The sequence below is a fragment of the Dyella amyloliquefaciens genome (assembly GCF_004296575.1).
GTDB lineage: Bacteria > Pseudomonadota > Gammaproteobacteria > Xanthomonadales > Rhodanobacteraceae > Dyella > Dyella amyloliquefaciens.
In genome coordinates, this window is sequence record NZ_SAYT01000006.1 from 26872 (window position 1) to 45277 (window position 18406).

At 66.2% G+C, this 18406-nt stretch carries 14 protein-coding genes; 7 read left to right on the forward strand and 7 right to left on the reverse strand.

Features of this window, described 5'->3' with window-relative positions:
* Positions 1-539: 539 nt before the first annotated feature.
* The 5 genes from rng to EPB08_RS15090 all read left to right on the forward strand — a co-directional run bounded on the left by rng (position 540) and on the right by EPB08_RS15090 (position 10398).
* A complete protein-coding gene (gene rng / locus EPB08_RS15070; RefSeq protein WP_130619943.1) occupies positions 540-2033 on the forward strand; it encodes a ribonuclease G in 1494 nt (497 codons plus the stop codon).
* 71 nt (positions 2034-2104) lie between these two features.
* The gene (locus EPB08_RS15075; RefSeq protein WP_130619944.1) at positions 2105-5971 is read left to right on the forward strand and encodes a YhdP family protein; all 3867 of its coding nucleotides are present in this window, start codon (positions 2105-2107) and stop codon (positions 5969-5971) included.
* Positions 5972-6063: 92 nt separating this feature from the next.
* On the forward strand, positions 6064-7503 hold the full coding sequence (gene tldD / locus EPB08_RS15080) for a metalloprotease TldD (protein WP_130619945.1): 1440 nt from the start codon (positions 6064-6066) through the stop codon (positions 7501-7503).
* Between the two features lie 193 nt (positions 7504-7696).
* Positions 7697-8806, forward strand: a complete 1110-nt coding sequence (locus EPB08_RS15085) for a hypothetical protein (protein WP_130619946.1) — start codon at positions 7697-7699, stop codon at positions 8804-8806.
* 173 nt (positions 8807-8979) lie between these two features.
* A complete protein-coding gene (locus EPB08_RS15090; protein WP_130619947.1) occupies positions 8980-10398 on the forward strand; it encodes a YeiH family protein in 1419 nt (472 codons plus the stop codon).
* Positions 10399-10690: 292 nt separating this feature from the next.
* Here the strand turns inward: EPB08_RS15090 and yjgA are convergent, their stop codons facing one another.
* Positions 10691-11272 (reverse strand): ribosome biogenesis factor YjgA, encoded by a 582-nt coding sequence (yjgA, locus tag EPB08_RS15100; RefSeq protein ID WP_130619949.1) that lies wholly within the window; start codon positions 11270-11272, stop codon positions 10691-10693.
* Between the two features lie 29 nt (positions 11273-11301).
* Positions 11302-11550, reverse strand: a complete 249-nt coding sequence (locus EPB08_RS15105) for a DUF1653 domain-containing protein (protein WP_130619950.1) — start codon at positions 11548-11550, stop codon at positions 11302-11304.
* A 370-nt stretch (positions 11551-11920) separates the two neighbouring features.
* Here EPB08_RS15105 and pmbA point away from each other — a divergent pair, with 370 nt between their 5' ends.
* Both pmbA and EPB08_RS15115 read left to right on the forward strand, forming a co-directional pair.
* Positions 11921-13282, forward strand: a complete 1362-nt coding sequence (gene pmbA / locus EPB08_RS15110; protein ID WP_425598264.1) for a metalloprotease PmbA — start codon at positions 11921-11923, stop codon at positions 13280-13282.
* A gap of 126 nt (positions 13283-13408) precedes the next feature.
* Entirely contained in the window at positions 13409-13846 is a 438-nt protein-coding gene (locus EPB08_RS15115) for a DUF4870 domain-containing protein (protein WP_130619952.1), read from the forward strand.
* Between the two features lie 50 nt (positions 13847-13896).
* Here EPB08_RS15115 and EPB08_RS21085 read toward each other — a convergent pair whose 3' ends face one another.
* The 5 genes from EPB08_RS21085 to EPB08_RS15145 all read right to left on the reverse strand — a co-directional run bounded on the left by EPB08_RS21085 (position 13897) and on the right by EPB08_RS15145 (position 18371).
* A complete protein-coding gene (locus tag EPB08_RS21085; RefSeq protein WP_165418513.1) occupies positions 13897-14676 on the reverse strand; it encodes a hypothetical protein in 780 nt (259 codons plus the stop codon).
* A 118-nt stretch (positions 14677-14794) separates the two neighbouring features.
* Positions 14795-15694 (reverse strand): polyprenyl synthetase family protein, encoded by a 900-nt coding sequence (locus tag EPB08_RS15130; RefSeq protein ID WP_130619954.1) that lies wholly within the window; start codon positions 15692-15694, stop codon positions 14795-14797.
* Positions 15695-15945: 251 nt separating this feature from the next.
* Positions 15946-16203: an exodeoxyribonuclease VII small subunit gene (locus EPB08_RS15135; RefSeq protein WP_130619955.1), complete on the reverse strand. Its 258-nt coding sequence runs from the start codon at positions 16201-16203 to the stop codon at positions 15946-15948.
* 133 nt (positions 16204-16336) lie between these two features.
* The gene (gene tilS, locus EPB08_RS15140) at positions 16337-17626 is read right to left on the reverse strand and encodes a tRNA lysidine(34) synthetase TilS (protein ID WP_229238362.1); all 1290 of its coding nucleotides are present in this window, start codon (positions 17624-17626) and stop codon (positions 16337-16339) included.
* On the reverse strand, positions 17619-18371 hold the full coding sequence (locus EPB08_RS15145; protein ID WP_130619956.1) for an NYN domain-containing protein: 753 nt from the start codon (positions 18369-18371) through the stop codon (positions 17619-17621). Before EPB08_RS15145 ends, tilS begins: the two co-directional genes overlap by 8 nt.
* Positions 18372-18406 lie beyond the last annotated feature (35 nt).

The following is an 18406-nucleotide window of genomic DNA, read 5'->3' on the forward strand; positions in this document are numbered from 1 at the left end:
CGGTTTTTTTGGCGGCGCCTTGGAGCGGAAATGCCAAAACACCCGCGAGGCCGGCCGGCCGTCAAAGAAAGTCGTTGTTGCCGCGGTGGGGTAGCCGGGACCCGCCCGGCTGGACCGGTGCGTTTCGGCCTCAACGTCCCGTTCCACTGTTGAGATGTTTCGTGCCGGGAGGATGCAGGGCCCGCAGAAACGGGCGGCATCCGGGGCCCGCGGTCAGCGAGGCTGCCCGGATAGATCGCCCCGACGCGAGTCGCCCCCCCTGTCGGCGCACGGTCCGGCCTGCGGCCGCACTGCGAACCATGCGTCCGAGCCCGGCTGCAGCAGGTCGGGAAGAATCGGTTCACGCGTCGACGCGCAGCATACCCCGCGTGGGCGATGCTTCCGATTGGAAGACTGCCCGGTACATCAAATGTCGTGTTTCCCTGCGAATGTGCGCGCCAGTTGGCGGCAGTGCCGAACGAGGCATCGGCGCGTCCCGCCACGCATCGACAGTGTGCGCGTACTGCCGCTATAAAGATTGCCTTAGCAGGGGAGTGTCCGTGAGCGAAGAAATCCTGATCAACGTGACCCCACGCGAGACTCGCGTCGGCGTGGTGGAAAATGGCATGTTGCAGGAGGTGCATGTGGAGCGAACCTCCCGGCGCGGCTACGTGGGCAATGTGTACAAGGGGCGTGTGCAACGGGTCATGCCCGGCATGCAGGCCGTGTTCGTCGAGATCGGGCTGGAGCGCGCGGCCTTCCTGCACGCCTCGGACATCCTGCGCCCCCCAGTGCCGGTCGCGGCGGAAGGGGCTGAGCCGGTCAGCAGCGGCAACGGTCACGGACACGTGCCCTCGATCAGCGAGCTGGTCCACGAAGGGCAGGAGATCGTGGTGCAGGTGGTCAAGGACCCGATCGGCACCAAGGGCGCCCGTCTGTCCACGCATCTGTCGATTCCTTCGCGTTACCTGGTGCTGCTGCCGCACGCACGCACGCTGGGCATCTCCGCGCGCATCGAGGACGAAGAGGAGCGCCAGCGGCTCAAGGAAGTGCTGAATGCGCTGATCGGCGACAACCCGCTTGGCTACATCGTGCGCACCAACGCCGAAGGGCAGACCGCCGAATCGCTGGCCTTCGACGTCACCTATCTAGGCAAGGTGTGGCGCGTCGTGCAGGAAAACATCGCCAAGGCGAAAGTCGGCGACCGCGTGTACGAGGAACTCTCGCTGCCGCTGCGCAGCCTGCGTGACATGCTCAACGACGACATCGAGAAGGTCCGCGTGGATTCGCGCGAAACGTTCGAGAAGGTCGTGAAGTTCGTGCACAAGTTCATGCCGCACCTGGACGACCGCGTGGAGCACTACAGCGGCGAGCGTCCCATCTTCGACCTCTACGGCGTGGAGGACGAGATCCAGCGCGCGCTCAAGAAGGAAGTACCGCTGAAATCCGGCGGCTACCTCATCGTCGACCAGACCGAGGCGATGACCACCATCGACGTGAACACCGGCGGCTACGTCGGCTCGCGCAATCTCGAGGAAACGGTCTACCGCACGAACCTTGAGGCCGCGCAGGCCGCCGCGCGCCAGCTCCGGCTGCGCAACCTCGGCGGCATCATCATCATCGACTTCATCGACATGGTGGACGAGGAACACCGCCGCCAGGTGCTGCGCACGCTGGAAAAGGGCCTCGCGCGCGATCACGCCAAGACCACGGTTTACCCGATGTCGGCCCTGGGCCTGGTGGAGATGACGCGCAAGCGCACCACCGAAAGCCTTGAGCGGCAGCTGTGCGAACCCTGTCCGGCCTGCAGCGGGCGCGGCACGGTGAAGACCGCCGAGACCGTGACCTACGAGATATTCCGCGAGATCACCCGCGCGGTCCGCCAGTTCAACACCGAAAAGCTGCTGGTGATGGCCAGCCCCAAGGTGGTCGGCCGCATCCTGGAGGAGGAGTCGGTCGCGGTGGCCGAACTGGAAGAGTTCATCTCCAAAAGCATACGCTTCCAGGCTGAGGAGCATTATTCGCAGGAACAATTCGATGTGGTTCTGCTTTAAGCGCCTGGCGACGGATGTCGCCGGGCTGGTTGCGCTGTGAGCGCCGCGTGAACGCGCTCTGGCGAAGGCGCATGCAATTGGGTGTCCGGGCCTTGGCCTGGATCGCCGGCGTGGGCGTCATCTCACTGGCGGTGATGATGGCGCTGGCCCAGTTGGCCCTGCCCACCCTGGCGCGCCATCCCGACTGGGTGGCGCTGCAGTTGAGTGGGATCCTGCAGCGGCCGGTGACGTTCGACGCGCTGGAAGGCCACTCGCAACCGGCCGGTCCCTTATTCGTCATGCACGGCCTCACGATCGGCGCCGACAACGGCGAGCCACCCGTGCGCATACCCGAGGCGGAGTTGAAGCTCGACTTTGGCGGCTGGCTGCTGCCGGCCCGCCATCTGGTCAACCTGCGCGTGCGCGGGTTGCAGCTGGACCTCAGTCGCGACAACGACGGTACCTGGCACATCAACGGCATCGGGCTGGCTGGGGGAGAAGAGCGGCAGCGCCCGTCGTTCGGACAGCTGTCGGTGGGGCTGTGGTTGCGCGACACGCGCCTGGAGATCACCGATCACCGGCTCGACCGCCATTACACGCTGCTGGCGGACCAGTTGCGCCTGAGTCGCCAGGGAAGCCGTATCCGTGTCGGCGCGCTGTTGCGCCGCGAAGGGGCTCCGGGCCAGGTGCGTGGCGCAGGAACCTTCAGCGACGACGGTGCCGAAGGGAAGGTCTGGATCGGCGGTACCGATATCGACCTGCATGCCATGTCCTCGGGTGTGGATATGGCCGGCTATACGGCTGAAAGCGGAAGTGGTTCGTTTGACACGTGGCTGGATTGGCGCGACGCGAAGATCGTGCGCAGCCTTACCCGGTTCCAGTTGTCACAGCTGTCCATTGCCAACCCCGATGGCGTGAAGGCCAACACGTCGGCGCTTCGCGGCATGGTCGAAGTGGCGATGGACAAGGACACCAGCCAGGTGCGCTGGGCCGGAGACGACGGCAGTGCGCTCGTCGCCACGGTGCAGGGCATCGGTACCGACCAGTTGCAGGCTTCGGCGGCCGCGCGCAACCTGCAACTGGCGAACCTCGTGCCCTGGCTGGCGCTCAAGCCGCAGATGTCGCCGGCGCTCGCGCAGTGGGTCGGCAGCGGTCGGCCCCGTGGCCAGGTGGCGAGCGCGCAACTGGCCTGGAGCAAGGCCGACGGGCTGAAGATGCTCGATGCGGAATTCAGCGGGCTGGCCATCGATCCAGTGGGCAAGCTGCCGGGCGTGGACGGTCTGAAGGGCGTGGTGCGCGGTGATGCGCAGGCCATGTCCCTGTCGCTTCCGCCGCAGGCGACCACGCTGGGCTTCCCGCACACCTTCCGGGAGCCCTTCGTGATGTCCCGCCTCGGCGGCGACGTGGTGTTCTGGCACGAAGATGACGCGTGGCGCATCGGTACCGATCCGTTCGTCTTCGAGGGGGCGGGTTTCGGTGGCTCCGCTCGCGGCGAAGTCGCGCTGCCCGACGCGGGCGGACCCCCGTTCCTGGACCTTTACGCCTCCCTGGACCACGCCGACGTGGTGGCGGCCAAGCTGTTCTGGCCGATCGATTCGATGTCGCCGGCAGCCGTGCAGTGGCTGGATCAGGCGCTGATGGACGGCAAGGTCGATCACGGTGACGTGGTGGTGCGCGGCGACCTGAAAGACTGGCCGTTCCACCATAACGAAGGGCGCTTCGAGGCGCGCGCCGAAATCAGCGGCCTCGTGCTCGACTATGGCAGGGACTGGCCGCACGCCGAAGGCGTCAACGCGGTGGCGAACTTCGTCAACAGCGGCATGTTCGTGGAAGCCAGCGCGGGCCAGTCGCTGGGCAACAAGGTGGATCATGCCGTGGCGCTGATCCCCGAATTCGGCAACACCGTGCTCGATCTCAATGTGAGCGGCTCAGGGACGGGCGCCAGCATGATGGATTTCGTGCGGCGCAGTCCGATCGGCCGCAACCAGGCCGACGTGCTGTCCAAGCTGAAGCTCGGCGGCAGTGGCGCGTTCGATTTCCATCTTTCGCTGCCGGTCGCGGATGCCAGCCAGTTGGTGCTCGACGGCAATGCCCAGCTCAAGGGCGTGGACTTCGATGCGCCGGAATGGAATCTCAAGCTGGACAAGCTCACCGGACCGGCCACGTTCGACAAGGCAGGTTTCCACGCCGGACCGCTGGACACGAGTTTCCGCGGACAGCCCTCGAAACTGGACCTGGCCATTGCCGGCGCCACCGGACAGCCCGACAAGGTGCTCTCCGCCAAGCTCACCGGCCGCTACAGCATGAGCGAGCTGACCCAGGGTTATAAGCAGCTGGACTGGCTCAACCAGGTGGCGGACGGGCGCGGCGATTTCACCATCGGTTTCGACATCGCTCATCCCAATGGCGCGGCGGCAACCACGCAGCTGCTGAGCGTCGATTCCAGCTTGAACGGCATGGCCCTGGATTTCCCCGTGCCGCTGAAGAAAACCGCCGATGCCAGCCTGCCGCTGCACGTGGAAATGAACCTGCCGATGCAGGGCAGCGATGTACAGCTGAGCGTGGGACAGGTGGTGCGTGCAAGGCTGCGCCTGCCGCAGACCGATGCGCAGGAACTGGCAGCCACCTTCGCCTTCGGCACCAAGCCGCCGGACACCGTGCCCGACAAGGGCATCCGCATCCGCGGCCGCCCGGCCAGGCTCGACGTGACCGGCTGGGTGCAGTACGCCGCCTCCGGCAGCAGCAACGGTGGGCCCGGGCTGGAAAGCATCGACGTGAATGCCGATCAGGCCATGGTGTTCGGCCACACCTTCGCCGACATGCATCTGCTCGCAACCTCGCAGGCCGATGGATTGACCGTGGACGTGGACAGCGCAGGCCTGGCGGGACGGTTCTCGATTCCGCTGGCCGATCTCGGACGGCGCGGCGTCACCGCGCGGCTCCAGCGGCTGTACTGGCCCAAGGATGTCGTGCCACCGAAGAAGACTGGCAGCGACGCCGCAACGGCCAGCACCCCCGCAACCGCGTCGTCGACCGCGACGCCTGCCAGCGCCGCGCCTTTGGCGAATCCGGCGGCTACCGGCATCACGCCTTCGGCGTTGCCCCCGTTCCATCTGTGGGTGAGCGACCTGCGTTTCGGCGATTCGAAGCTGGGCGATGCGCGACTGGAAACCTGGCCGACCGACCGCGGCATGCACGTGGACCAATTGCGTACGTTGTCCCGTGGGCTGCAGATCAACGGCACGGGTGACTGGGAAGGCACCGCCGGCAACAGCCACTCGCACATGCGTATCGACTTCTCGGCCGACAACCTGGGCGAGATGCTGGGCGCCTTCGGCTACGAAGGCCTGCTGGCCGGCGGCAAGGTGCGGGCGCAGCTCGACTCCACCTGGCCCGGTGCGCCATCTGCCATGGAACTGGGCAACATGGACGGCAAGCTGAGCATCAACATCACCGACGGGCGCATGCCCGAAGTGGCACCCGGCGTGGCGCGCCTGTTCGGCCTGATCTCGGTGCTGGAGTTGCCGCGTCGCCTGTCCTTCAATTTCGGCGACGTCTTCGGCAAGGGCCTGGCCTTCGACGCCATCACCGGCGACTTCAAGCTGGGCGACGGCAACGCCAATACCGACAACCTGCAGATCCGCAGCCCGGCCGCCGAGATCTCGGTGAAGGGGCGCACGGGTGTGCGCGCCAAGGACTATGACCTGCAGGTGCAGGCGGTACCGCATGCCGGCAACAGCCTGCCGATCGTGGGTGCCGTGGTGGGCGGTCCCATCGGCGTCGCGGCCGGCTTCGTGGCGCAGGGCCTCCTGGGCAAGGGTATCAACCATGCCGCCAGCGCCCGCTACAAGATCACCGGCAGCTGGGACAAGCCGGTCATCACCGAGCTCGAGAAGAAGGATGTGACGGTGACGCCCGCGACGCCGCCGCTGACCGCTGAGCCGCCGGCAAGCGAGTAGCCGCGTTGCCGGGGCCCGCCGCGCCGGGTTTAAACCCCGGCGGGCGGCCCCAACTTGGTAAAGTCCCTTCTTTTACGCATGGCTACGACTTCATGGATTCCCTGATCGCACAGGCTGAACGCCGCCTGCTGGCGCCGGGCGGCTTGGCCGCCACCGACCTGGAACGCGTGTTCAACCAGCTGATGGGCCCCTCCATCGACGCCGCCGACCTGTATTTCCAGCATTCGCGCAGCGAGTCGTGGTTGCTGGAGGAAGGCATCGTCAAGGACGGCAGCCACTCCATCGAGCAGGGTGTCGGTGTGCGCGCCATCAGTGGTGAGAAGACCGGCTTCGCATACTCCGATGAGATCGTGCTGCCACAGCTGCTGGAGGCGTCCAAGGCCGCGCGTGCCATCGCCCAGGGTGGCAACGGTGCGGGCAAGCCGCTGGCGCTGAATGGTGCGCGCCAGCTGTATCCGGCCATCGATCCGGTCGAAAGCCTGCCCAATCCCGACAAGATCGCCCTGCTGCGTGAAGTGGACGCGTATGCGCGTTCGCGCGACCCGCGCGTGAAGCAGGTCATCGTGAGCCTCGCCGCCACCATGGACACCGTGCTGGTGGCCGCTTCCGACGGCACCCTGGCCGCCGATGTGCGCCCACTGGTACGCCTGAACGTGCAGGTGATCGTCGAACAGAATGGTCGCCGCGAGCAGGGCAGTGCAGGAGGCGGTGGCCGCTACGGCTATCGCGAACTGATCGAGAACGGCCGCGCCATGGCGTTTGCCGACGAAGCCGTGCGCGGTGCGCTGGTGAATCTGGAGGCAGTAGACGCGCCAGCCGGCAGCATGCCGGTGGTGCTCGGACCCGGCTGGCCTGGCGTGCTGCTGCACGAGGCGATCGGCCACGGCCTGGAAGGCGACTTCAACCGCAAGGGCAGCTCGGCCTTCGCCGGCCGCATCGGCCAGCGCGTGGCTGCACCCGGTGTCACCGTGGTGGACGACGGCACCCTCGCCGGTCGCCGCGGTTCGCTCAGCGTGGACGATGAGGGCACGCCCACCGAATGCACCACCCTGATCGAGGACGGCATCCTCAAGGGCTACATGCAGGACAAGCTCAACGCGCGCCTGATGGGCGTGGCGCCGACCGGTAACGGTCGCCGCGAGTCCTTCGCGCAGCTGCCGATGCCGCGCATGACCAACACCTACATGCTCGCCGGCCAGCATGATCCGCAAGAGATCATCCGCTCGGTGAAGAAGGGCCTGTACGCGGTGAACTTCGGCGGCGGCCAGGTGGACATCACCAATGGCAAGTTCGTGTTCTCCGCCAGCGAGGCCTACTTGATCGAAGACGGCAAGATCACCCGCCCGGTGAAGGGCGCCACCCTGATCGGCGCCGGCCCGGAAGTGCTCAATCGCGTCTCCATGATCGGCAACGACCTGGCGCTGGACGAAGGCGTGGGCGTATGCGGCAAGGACGGCCAGAGCGTGCCCGTGGGCGTGGGTCAGCCGACGCTGAAGGTGGACGCGATGACGGTTGGTGGTACGGCTTCCTGAATCGAATCGCTCGCCCCCCGGCTTCATGACTTGTGTGAATATGCGCCAGGCAGCGGTCCGATAGCGGACCGCCATGGGCGTAGTTGGGGGGACTATGGCTATGTGCTGGGGATGGTCGCGACTTGCGGTCGTGGCCGCTGCACTTGTGTTCCTGGTCGCATGTAATTCGCCGGGGCCGTCGAGCGAGGCCGGCATGGCGCCCGATGTGCCGTCTGGCGAACCGGCGGTCGTTGCGCAAGACATACACATCGATCCGCTGGGCCCCTTCTCGCCCAAAGAGATGCGCACGTTCATGGCATCGGTCGAGCGTGCCGACGCGATACCCGACTCCATGCAACGCTGCCTGCACTATCCCGATCCCCCCGGCAGCCACTGGTCGCCGCAGGCCATCGAGGCCTACTGCCGGTATCGCCTGCAGCCCGTGGTGGATACCGACCAGCTCATAGCACTGGCTGGCGCAGGGCGCGCCAAAGAAATCGACCGAGAGGTCCGCGCGCTCATGCAGGGCGACGCGCGGCTGAAACCACAGGAAATTGCTTGGCGAACCATCGCAAGGGACTGCTACGACCCTTCGCCACAGCTGCGCATAGCCCTGGACCAGTGGAAATCCCAGGTGCCTGAGAGCGCCCTTGCCTATGCAACCAGCGGTTATTGCTACGTCATATCGGCATGGCGTGCACGCGGCGCCAGGGAGATTGAAGACACGCCGGCGGAGAAGATGAGGGCCATGGGAGTCCTGCTCGACAAGGCAAAGGTCGACCTGGACAAGGCGGCGAAACTTGATCCAAAGCTGGTCACGACTTACGCCGCCATGATCAACGCCGGTCTCCTGGCGAGCGACAAGGACTACATGGTGCAGGCCCTTCAGCATGGCATGGCGGAGGACCGCGCGAGCTTGCCGTTATACGACATGCTCGCCTATGTCACGCAGCCCCGCTGGTATGGCTCCCAGCAAATGCAGCGCCAGCTGATGGCGTCCGCCATGAACGAGGCTGCGCGCAACCCTTTGTTGCTGACTATCAGGGGCTCCGTGCTTGCGGACGTCTACGACCTGCGCCATTGCTACTGCACCACGCGAGATGAGCGGCTCACCGTGCGAGACGCTTTCGATCAGGTGACATCCACGGGCATCCTGATCAACGTGGCCGACAACGCAATGGCCAATCACTATCCGGATATCGCGTATGTGTACTACTCAGAAACGATCCGCTTCTATCCGAAGGACGAGGCTGACGATGCGCTCAAGGGTCGTGCCGCCGCGTTGAGCGCTTTGTGGATTGGGGGAGCAGAGCCGACGGACTGACGCCGAGAGCGGCGTGCCTGCGGTAGGTTCAGGACTCGCGCCCGGTATATCGATAGAACGAAAGCTCATTTCGAATTCACCGCACACCGTCGGACAGTGAGTGTCGGTCCATTGCCAGGGGGCAGGCCGTATGGACGTCTGAAAGTCCACACTCTTCCGACTGGGGCGTTGCCATGAGCGATGTAACACAAATCTTGCCGGGGAAGGCCCGGTCATCTGATGCCGCCGCGGCGCATGCGCCGCGCACGGGGCTGCTATCCAACGAAGACTGGTGGTCGGTCTGGATCGGCCTCGCGGTGATCGTCGTGGCCTGGGCGTTGTTCGCCAACGGCAGCAGTCTGAAGTGGCTGGCGGTGGCGCCGGCGAAGTGGAAAACACTGGCCGAAGCCGGGCGCGGTATTGCGAGTCACTGGCCGAACTACCTGGCGCTGTTCGCGACGTTCGCGCTGCTGTTCGGTACGGCCCTGGCTGTGCTCGGGCAATCGCTGTCGCGCTTCCTGCCGAGCTTCCTGATTCTTTTTGTTGTTTCGCTGTTGATCTTCGCGGCATCCGCATGGAGCGAAGCGGCGCGCTACAACCTGGAAGCGCCGCTGATCGCCCTGTTGCTGGGCCTGCTGGTATCCAACACGGTGACACTGCCGGAATGGTTCCATTCGGGCCTGCGCGTGGAGTTCTACATCAAGGTGGGCATCGTGCTGCTCGGGGCGACGCTGCCGCTGACGTTGCTGGTATGGGCAGGTCCCGTCGCGGTGGGGCAGGCGACCATCGTTTCGCTTGCGACGTTCTTCACCATCTTCCTCGCCGGCAAGGCGCTCGGCCTGGACAAGCGCTTTGCCGCGGTGCTGGGCGTGGGCGGAGCCGTGTGCGGTGTGTCCGCCTCGATTGCCGCGGGCGGCGCGGTGCGCGCCAAGCGCGAGCATGCATCGATGGCGATCACGCTGGTGGTGGTGTGGGCCATCGTGATGATCTTCGTATTGCCCTTTGTATCGCGTGCGCTGGGCCTATCGACGGCGGTGGCCGGTGCCTGGATCGGCACGTCCGAGTTCGCCGATGCCGCCGGTATCGCTGCAGCGCAGGCCTACGGCGATGTGGCGCGCAATGCGGGCGGCACCATCGCCGGGGCGCCGGATGCGGCGGTGCAGGCATTTACGCTGATGAAAGTGGTAGGGCGTGACATCTGGATCGGCATCTGGGCGTTCGCCTTGGCGTGGGTGGCAACGACGCGCTGGAACAGCGAGGGCGGCGTGCAGGCCAAGGCCGACGTGCGCGAAATCTGGGCGCGCTTCCCCAAGTTCGTGATCGGCTTCGTGCTGGCCTCGGCGCTGGTCACCTGGATCGCCAGCCATTATTCGCTGGCCGATTACCGCAAGATCGTCACGCCCGACCTGGTCGCGCCCATCAGTGCGTTGCGCACCTGGGCTTTCACGTTCTGCTTCCTCAGCATCGGCCTGACCACGCGCCTGCGTTCACTCACGGCGATCGGCTGGCGTCCGCTGCTGGCGTTCACCATCGGCGTTGCGGTGAATGTGGTCATCGGCTATGTGCTGTCGGTGCACGTGTTTGCCGATTATTGGAATGGGTTGGGCGGGTGAGCGAGGTCGCCGATCGTCGCGTGGTCTGCTGCGAGCGCTGTCGCTTTCGCTGCGCGGATCCACGCGAGATCGAGCGGCGTCTGCCGGGCATGGCGTCGTTTGGTTCGGCCTATGGCGCGAGCATCGGCGCGAGTGCGTTGTGCGAGGTGCACGATACGTGGGTGTCGCCGGAGGATGGTTGTTCGAGGTTTCGTGCGGTTGAGGTTTGAGGTAAGCGTGAATCGCGCACTGGGTGCGCTCCTACAACAGCTTTGCAACTGTAGGAGCGCACCCAGTGCGCGATCAGATCACCTCAGTCTTCAGCGTCACCCGGCAACTCATCGCCGCCTTCATCAACCCCTTCATCGCCCGCGCCGCCGGATGCCAGCCCCTTGAGCAACTGGTAGATCTCGCGATACGCGCGCGGCGCCTTGTTCGCCTCTTTCTCGGCCTTGGCCTGGCGAACCAGCGAGCGCAGATGCTGGCGGTCGACGTTCGGGTACTCGGCGATGAGCACGCTCATCGCTTCGTCGGTGTTTTCCAGCAAACGTTCGCGCAGGGCTTCCATGCGATGCATGGCCGCGGTTTCCTGGCGCTGGAGTTCCTTGTTCTCGCCGAGTGCCGCGCGCACGCCGTCGAACACTTCCGACTCGTGGCGGCGCATGACCTTGGCGAGGAACTGCAGCTGGCGCTTGCGCGCGATGTGCGCGGTGATGCGGCGCGTGTTGGCGATTTCGCGCTCCACGTCCTCGGGCAGCTCCAGCCGCGCCAGCTTCGATGGCGGCATGTCCATCAGCTGCTGGGCCAATGCCAGCACGGCCAGCGCGTCGCGGCGCTGCTGCGTGCGGGTGGGGCCGTAATCGTGGTCGGGGTCGTGGGTATAGGTACGTTTCACGGAAAACTTCCAGCGGGCCGGCGTGGCACTCAGCGTGCAGCGTCGGCGTGATCGAACGGATTGGGTTCGGCCTGCTCCAGCGCAAAGCGCTGGATCGGCTCGCCATCCAGCTCCACGGTTTCGCAGAACATGGTGGCGGGGCGCACCCACAGGCCGAAATCGCCATAGAGCGCCTGGTAGACCACTACCTCTTCCATGGTCTCGCTGTGCCGGGCGGTGCCCAGGACGCGATAACGCTGGCCTTTGTAGTGACGGTAGATGCCGGCTGCCGGTGACATGGGCTTATCTCCGCGGACGCTCTTTGCAATCGGCCGCGCCACCCCCATGTCGGGAAGCTGCGCGGGTTGGACCGCGTATTCTACCCGTTACCGGAGTCTGGTTCGTGCCTTCCTGTGGCCCGCGTTGGCCGCCCCAAGCGCCCATGCGAGTGTTCCGGGGCGCAGCGCCTGACTGGCTGTCAGGTCAAGCCTCGGGCGCTCGCATGGGCGCTTGGGGCGGCCAACCCTACGGGCCGGGTCTGTTTGCCCGCCAGCCGGCGTCATCCCTCAGTCGTGTATTGACATACACTCCCTCGCTCTTCCTTGGCAGGCAAGCAAACAGCTCCCGGCGCGGGCTACAGGAAGGCACGAACCAGACTCTACTGCAGGAATTTCACGAGTGACCGAACTCAGCCCCACCCAGGACCGCAGCCTCGAAGAACTCGACCGACTGGCCCAGCTAGCCGAGGACGTGATCCGCCGCGCCCGCGCCGCCGGCGCCAGCCAGGCGGAAGTGGCCGCCAGCGTCGACACCGGGCTGAACGTGAACGTGCGCCTGGGCGAGGTGGAGACGGTGGAGCACACCCGGGACCGCGGTTTCGGCCTCACCGTGTATTTCGGCAAGCGCAAGGGCTCGGCCAGCACGGCCGACCTCAACCCCGACTCGATCCAGGCCACGCTGGACCAGGCTTGCGCGATCGCCCGCTACACCGAGGAAGACCAGGCCGCGGGCCTGGCCGACGCCGAGCGCATGGCCACCCAGTTCCCCGATCTGGACCTGTGGCACCCGTGGCGCATCGATACTGAGGGTGCGATCGCCTTGGGCAAGCAGGTCGAGGATGCCGGTCGCGCCCATGCCGGCATCACCAATTCCGACGGCGCTGGCGTGCAGATGGGCGAAAGCATCGCGGTCTACGCCAACTCGCACGGCTTCCTGGGGCGCGAGCGCGGCACCCGCCACTCGTTGTCGCTGTCGCTGATCGCCGGTGACGACGAAGGCATGCAGCGCGACTACTGGTACGACAGCGTGCGCTCCGCCGACGATTTCATGGGCGCCGCCGCGCTGGGCGACAAGGCGGCGCAACGCACGCTGGCACGCATGGGCGCCCAGCGCCTTTCGACGCGCCAGTGCCCCGTAATGTTCGCTCCCGAAGTGGCGCGGGGCCTTATCGGCCACCTGATCGGCGCGGTGAGCGGCGGTGCGTTGTACCGGCACGCCAGCTTCCTGCTCGACCACGCGGGCAAGCAGATCATGCCGTCGTGGCTCAACATCGTGGAGCGTCCGCTGCTGATGCGCGGCCAGGGTTCCAGCGTGTTTGACGCCGAAGGCGTGGCCACGCGCGACAGCACCCTGATCGAGAACGGCGTGCTCGCGCGCTACGTGCTGGGCAGCTATTCGGCGCGCAAGCTGGGCCTGGAATCCACCGGCAACGCGGGCGGCATCCACAACCTGATCGTCGAGCCCGGCCAGGACGACTTCGCCGCGATGCTCAAGCGCATGGGTACCGGCCTGCTGGTGACCGAAGTGATGGGGCAGGGCGTGTCGACGATAACGGGCGACTATTCCCGTGGTGCAGCCGGCTTCTGGGTGGAGAACGGACAGATTGTCTACCCGGTGGAAGAAATCACCATCGCCGCCAACCTGCGTGACATGTACGCCAACATCGTGGCCGTTGGTACCGACGTGGATCCGCGCTCGCACCTGCTCACCGGTTCGATCCTGCTCGAGCAGATGACCATCGCTGGCGAATAGGTCTTCCGGCACCGCTGAAATCAGGACTTCCGGCATCGGAAAAACCTGCGCGACCTTGCTAGGATCAGCTTGTCCGGCTCAGGGGGCCGGACCTGAAAATGCAGGTTCACGACAGGAGAAGCACGCATGAGCGTTCCACCCGAATCCGTCGTACCGCCGCCGTCGGCGAGCCCTGCAGGGCCGTCCGACCTGCCCTCCGCCGAGGAGCGTCAATGGGCGCTTTTCGCCCATCTGTCCGCGCTGCTGGGGTGCATTGTCACCGGCGCCTGGTTTGGCTGGGGCTGCTTCCTCGGTCCGCTGATCATCTGGCTGCTGAGGAAGGACACGATGCCCTTCGTGGACGACCAGGCCAAGGAAGCGCTGAACTTCAACATCACCATTGCCATCATCGGCGTGGCGCTGCTGGTGCTTACCGCCATCACGTTAGGCCTCGGTGTGTTGCTGGCCATCCCGATCGGCGTGGTGGTCGGCGTGGCGTGGCTGGTATTCACCATCCTCGCCGCGATCCGCGCCAACGAAGGCGTGCGCTATCGGTATCCGTTCACGCTGCGGCTGATCAAGTAAGCCCGTCGCGCGGCATTGAAAAGGCGGCCCTCGGGCCGCCTTTTTCGTGGCTAGTGAAGCCCGACGTAGGTGCGTTTGAACGTGACAGGCTGCTGCAGCGTGGGCACCTTCCAGGCACCTGTAACGACCATCTGCTGGCCATCGGGCGAAAGCGCCCAGGTCTGTTCCAGCTGCGTGCCATCGGCGTATTGCACGGAGACGTGAAGCTGTCCGTTTTCCACGTGGCCGCGCACCATGGCGTTGCCGCTGAGTGACTGCCGTGCCTGTCCATCCAGCTTGCCAGTGAGCTGGCTGCCATCGTTGAGGCGGACCTGGAAGGTCTTGTCGTCCTGCTGCATGAGCAGCACCGAATCCACCTTCAACATGGGTGGCATCGGATAGGTCGCCGTGGCGATGGGATCCTTGTCGGTGTCGGGCTTCTTGCTGGTGCTGCTGTCGTCACCGCCATGGTGGCCGTGTCCGCCGCCACCGTGGCCGCCCATGCCGCCGCCACCCATCCCACCACCACCCGCGCCGCCGCCGTGGCCACCCATGCCACCGCCCCCCATGCCGCCACCGTGATGACCGCCACCGTTGCCGGCGCCGCCAGGGGATGAGCCCGACCCGCTGGCAGTCTGGTTCTGGGGGAGTGCGGCCTGCTGTTCGTTGCGCGCTTCATTGCGCATGGCCGCGGTGAGCGAGTCGGCGGAGTCGCTGTTGCGGTCATCCAGGCGCCAGGCACCGGTGAAGTCGGGCTTCTGGGCGGGGGCGGCGAAGGCGGGCAGTGCAAGCAGGGCGGCCAGCAGGGCCGGGCCCAGCAGCCATCGTTTGAGGGAGGGCGTGGCGATCATCGAAGGAGCATCAGCGGAGGTTCCTACGGGAACGTCTGTGCGCGTCCGATGTTGACCTGCGAAACCGTCGAGCCCCGCAGTCGTGCACGGGGTGCGCTCCTGCGGTGGAGAGGTGGGGTCAGTGCAGGCGGGCGGCGGCGTACAGCGCCAGCTCTTCCAGCAACGCGCCTTGCGTGCCCAGCGGTGCGATGGCTTCCAGCGCATCGCTGGTGAGACGGGCGAGGTGCTCGCGCGAAGCGTCCATGCCGATGATCGAGGGGAAGGTGGGCTTGTCTGCTGCCGCGTCCTTGCCCGCCGTCTTGCCGATCACGGCCGACTCGCCTTCCACGTCGAGGATGTCGTCGCGCACCTGGAAGGCCAGGCCTACGGCATGGGCATAGCGGTCGAGGGCGGCCAGGGCATCGTCGGGTGCTCCGGCGGCGAGGGCGCCGAGGCGGACCGAGGCGCGGATCAGTGCGCCAGTCTTGCAGGCGTGCATGTGTTCCAGTTCGGCCAACGTCAGCCTGCGGCCGACGGCGGCAAGATCGAGTGCCTGGCCACCGGCCATGCCCTCGGCGCCGCAGGCACGGCCCAGTACGCGCAGCATTTCCACGCAGCGCGTGGGAGCGACGCCCAGCTCGATATCGTGTGCCAGCAGTTCGAAGGCGAGTGCCTGCAAGGCATCGCCGGCGAGGATCGCCATCGCTTCGCCAAACACGATGTGGCAGGTGGGACGGCCGCGCCGCAGCGAGTCGTCGTCCATCGCGGGCAGGTCATCGTGCACCAGCGAATAGGCGTGGATCAGTTCCACCGCGCAGGCCGGCGCGTCCAGCCGCGAGCCGGTCTCGCCGAAGGCGTGGCCGGCGGCATATACCAGCAGCGGGCGCAGGCGCTTGCCGCCGCCGAGCACGGCATAGCGCATGGCGCGATGCAGTTCGAAGGGGGCGGTGTCTTCCGCGGGCAGCGAACGGGCCAGCGCCTCGTCGGCGCGCGCGATCAGCGACTTGAGATCAGCGCCGAGCTTAGAGTCTGTCTTCATCATCCAAATACGCCGCGCCGGGAGCTGTTTGCCCGCGGGGCAAGGAAGAGCGAGGGAATGTATGTCGATACATGACCGAGCGATGACGTAGCACCGTGGGCAAACAGACCCGGCCCTACGGGTTGCCCTGCAGCGGCCGTCATGCGCCAGCCCGTGGCTTACCCATGCAGCCAGCATGGGCTGCGCCTCGGTCTGCCACCTGACAGCCGCTGCAGGGCAACGCGGCGCATTTGGATGGTGAAGACAGACTCTTAAAGTTCGGGTTCAAACGGTTCAGCGTTTTCGGGAGCATCGGGATCGAGCAGCAGTCGCACGCGCAGTTCGGCACTTTCCAGTGCCTGCTGGCAATGGCGATAGAGGCCGATGCCGCGCTCGAAGGAGGCGAGGGATTCGTCCAGGCTCAGCTCGCCACCTTCCATGCGCGCGACCAGCTGTTCGAGCTCGTCCAGCGAGTTCTCGAAATCAGCGGCAGGGGCCTGACTGGCGGGGGAGGGAGCGGACTTGGCCATGGCCCGCAAAGCTAACGCAGGGGCCTTGCGGAATCAATCTGCGAGCGGTCGATACGGTGTCGAGTGTGCGATTTGGCGCATGCCTTTTGTAAAGGCCAGGCCCGATCAACAGCAGGGGTATGTGGGGAGGGGCTCAATAGGCCGGGTGCCAGCGGGGCCGGGCAACCCCCAGCAGGGAAGCGCCCTGTGCGGTAAGCCAGCGGTCGCCCGCGCCGATCAGTTCGCCTCCCGCGTACAGCAGCGGGCAGGCGAGGCGGCGCCATGGGGGCATGCCGACCTGCTGCATGAGGTCGCGCAGTTCGCGAGTGTGTGCATCGCCCGCCGGACGCAGGTGCTCGCCACCCTGGCGCAGGCGGACGGTCAGTGGCGCGGTGAGGGTGGCGGTGGGTTCAAGATGCAGGCTGCCTCCGTCAGGCAGTGCGAGCGGGGCCCCCGACCATTCGGTTTGCCACAGGGGATCGATGTTGGGTTGGGGTGGCAACGCCCACAGGCGGCCCTTCCACACGTGCAGCTCGGCGCCTGGCCAGCGAATGCACGGCAACTGGCCATCCCGCGCGATGCACTGGCGCTCGATCTGTGCGCGTTGCGCCGTGGTGGGGGCGGGGAGCCCACGCGCATGCAACCAGTCGTCCAGCAGCGGATGCCGCAGTGCCGGGGAGAGTGCCAGCCAGCCGGCGGCATCCAGGCTGCCCGAGGCAGGATCCAGCAGCTCGTCGCGGGCGGCGCGCCACTGCAGCGACAGGGCCAGGGCCGCTTCGCGGCTGTGGCGCGCGCTGTGCACGATCGACTCCATCGCCTGCGGCCAGTGCTCGCTGAGGCGGGGCAGGATCTCGTGGCGGAGAAAGTTGCGCGACAAGCGATGGTCCGCATTCGATGGGTCTGCGATACACGGCAGGCCCATCGTGGCGACGTAGTCGCGCAACACCTCGCGCGGCACGTCCAGCAGCGGTCGCCAAAGCAGGCCGCGTCCGAGTGGACGGATGGGCCGCATGCCGCCGAGTCCTTCCGGACCGGCGCCACGCAGCAGCTTGAGCAGCACCGTCTCGACCTGGTCGTCGCGGTGGTGGCCGAGCACGATGCGCTCGCCGTCGTGCAGCGAAAGCGCGAACGCGCGGTAGCGCGCGTCACGTGCCGCAGCTTCCAGTCCGTAGCCGCTCGCGTGGTTCACCTCCACGCGCAGCACGAGGCAGGGCACCTGCCACTCCTGCGCGAGTTCACGGCAATGCGTGGCCCAGGCGTGGCTGTCGGTGTGCAGGCCGTGGTCGACGTGCAGCGCACGCAGGCCGCGGTCGTGGGCCTCGGGCAGCTGGGCGAGGGCGTGAAGCAGGGCGGTGGAATCGGGTCCACCGCTGTAGGCCACGCACAACTGACCCTGCGGCTCCGTGCGCAAGGCGTCGCGCAGGAGCGGGACGAGCTTATTCACGGACAGTGGCTTTCTTCGTCTTGTTGCGCACGTAGATCACCTTGGGCCGGCCATCGCCCGGACTGCGACGATCCATCTCGAACAGCGTGGTCGCCATGATCAGTTCGCTGAGCTTGTGATAGCCGTAGCTGCGTGCGTCAAAGTTGGGGCGTTGCTTGGTGATGATCGAACCCACGCCGCCCAGTGCGGCCCAGCCGTCATCGTCGGAGGCGGCTTCGACCGCGTTGCGCAGCAGGTTCACCAGGCTGGAGTCCTGCTTGAGCTGTGCGGCCGTACGGGGCTTGAGTGGCTGCTCTTCGTCGGGCTTGGCAACGAGGATGTCGGTGTAGATGAACTTGTCGCACGCCGCGACGAAAGGGTCGGGCGTCTTGCGTTCGCCGAAGCCATAGACGATCAGGCCCGACTCGCGAATGCGCGCGGCCAGTCGCGTGAAGTCGCTGTCGCTGGAGACGATGCAGAAGCCATCGAGGCGGCCGGAGTAGAGCAGGTCCATCGCATCGATGATCATCGCCGAGTCGGTGGCGTTCTTGCCGCTGGTATAACCAAACTGCTGCATCGGCTGGATGGACTGCGTGAGCAGCTGTTCCTTCCAGCTCTTCAGATGATTGGACGTCCAATCACCGTAGGCGCGTTTCACGTGCGCCGTGCCGTACTTGGCCACTTCGGCGAGCAAGGCTTCGGCAATGGCAGGCTGTGCGTTGTCCGCGTCGATGAGGACGGCGAGCTTGGTGCTGTCGGTGGCCATGACCGGCTCCGCAGGGATGGGCGCCGCCGATGATA

What these genes read in the sequence shown, in the direction of transcription:
- EPB08_RS21085 (WP_165418513.1), bottom strand. Translation starts at nt 14,676, where the DNA reads ATGATCGCCACGCCCTCCCTCAAACGATGGCTGCTGGGCCCGGCCCTG.
- EPB08_RS15090 (WP_130619947.1), top strand. Translation starts at nt 8,980, where the DNA reads ATGAGCGATGTAACACAAATCTTGCCGGGGAAGGCCCGGTCATCTGAT.
- EPB08_RS15145 (WP_130619956.1), bottom strand. Translation starts at nt 18,371, where the DNA reads ATGGCCACCGACAGCACCAAGCTCGCCGTCCTCATCGACGCGGACAAC.
- EPB08_RS15130 (WP_130619954.1), bottom strand. Translation starts at nt 15,694, where the DNA reads ATGAAGACAGACTCTAAGCTCGGCGCTGATCTCAAGTCGCTGATCGCG.
- tldD (WP_130619945.1), top strand. Translation starts at nt 6,064, where the DNA reads ATGGATTCCCTGATCGCACAGGCTGAACGCCGCCTGCTGGCGCCGGGC.
- EPB08_RS15085 (WP_130619946.1), top strand. Translation starts at nt 7,697, where the DNA reads ATGGCGCCCGATGTGCCGTCTGGCGAACCGGCGGTCGTTGCGCAAGAC.
- EPB08_RS15115 (WP_130619952.1), top strand. Translation starts at nt 13,409, where the DNA reads ATGAGCGTTCCACCCGAATCCGTCGTACCGCCGCCGTCGGCGAGCCCT.
- EPB08_RS15105 (WP_130619950.1), bottom strand. Translation starts at nt 11,550, where the DNA reads ATGTCACCGGCAGCCGGCATCTACCGTCACTACAAAGGCCAGCGTTAT.
- EPB08_RS15075 (WP_130619944.1), top strand. Translation starts at nt 2,105, where the DNA reads ATGCAATTGGGTGTCCGGGCCTTGGCCTGGATCGCCGGCGTGGGCGTC.
- EPB08_RS15135 (WP_130619955.1), bottom strand. Translation starts at nt 16,203, where the DNA reads ATGGCCAAGTCCGCTCCCTCCCCCGCCAGTCAGGCCCCTGCCGCTGAT.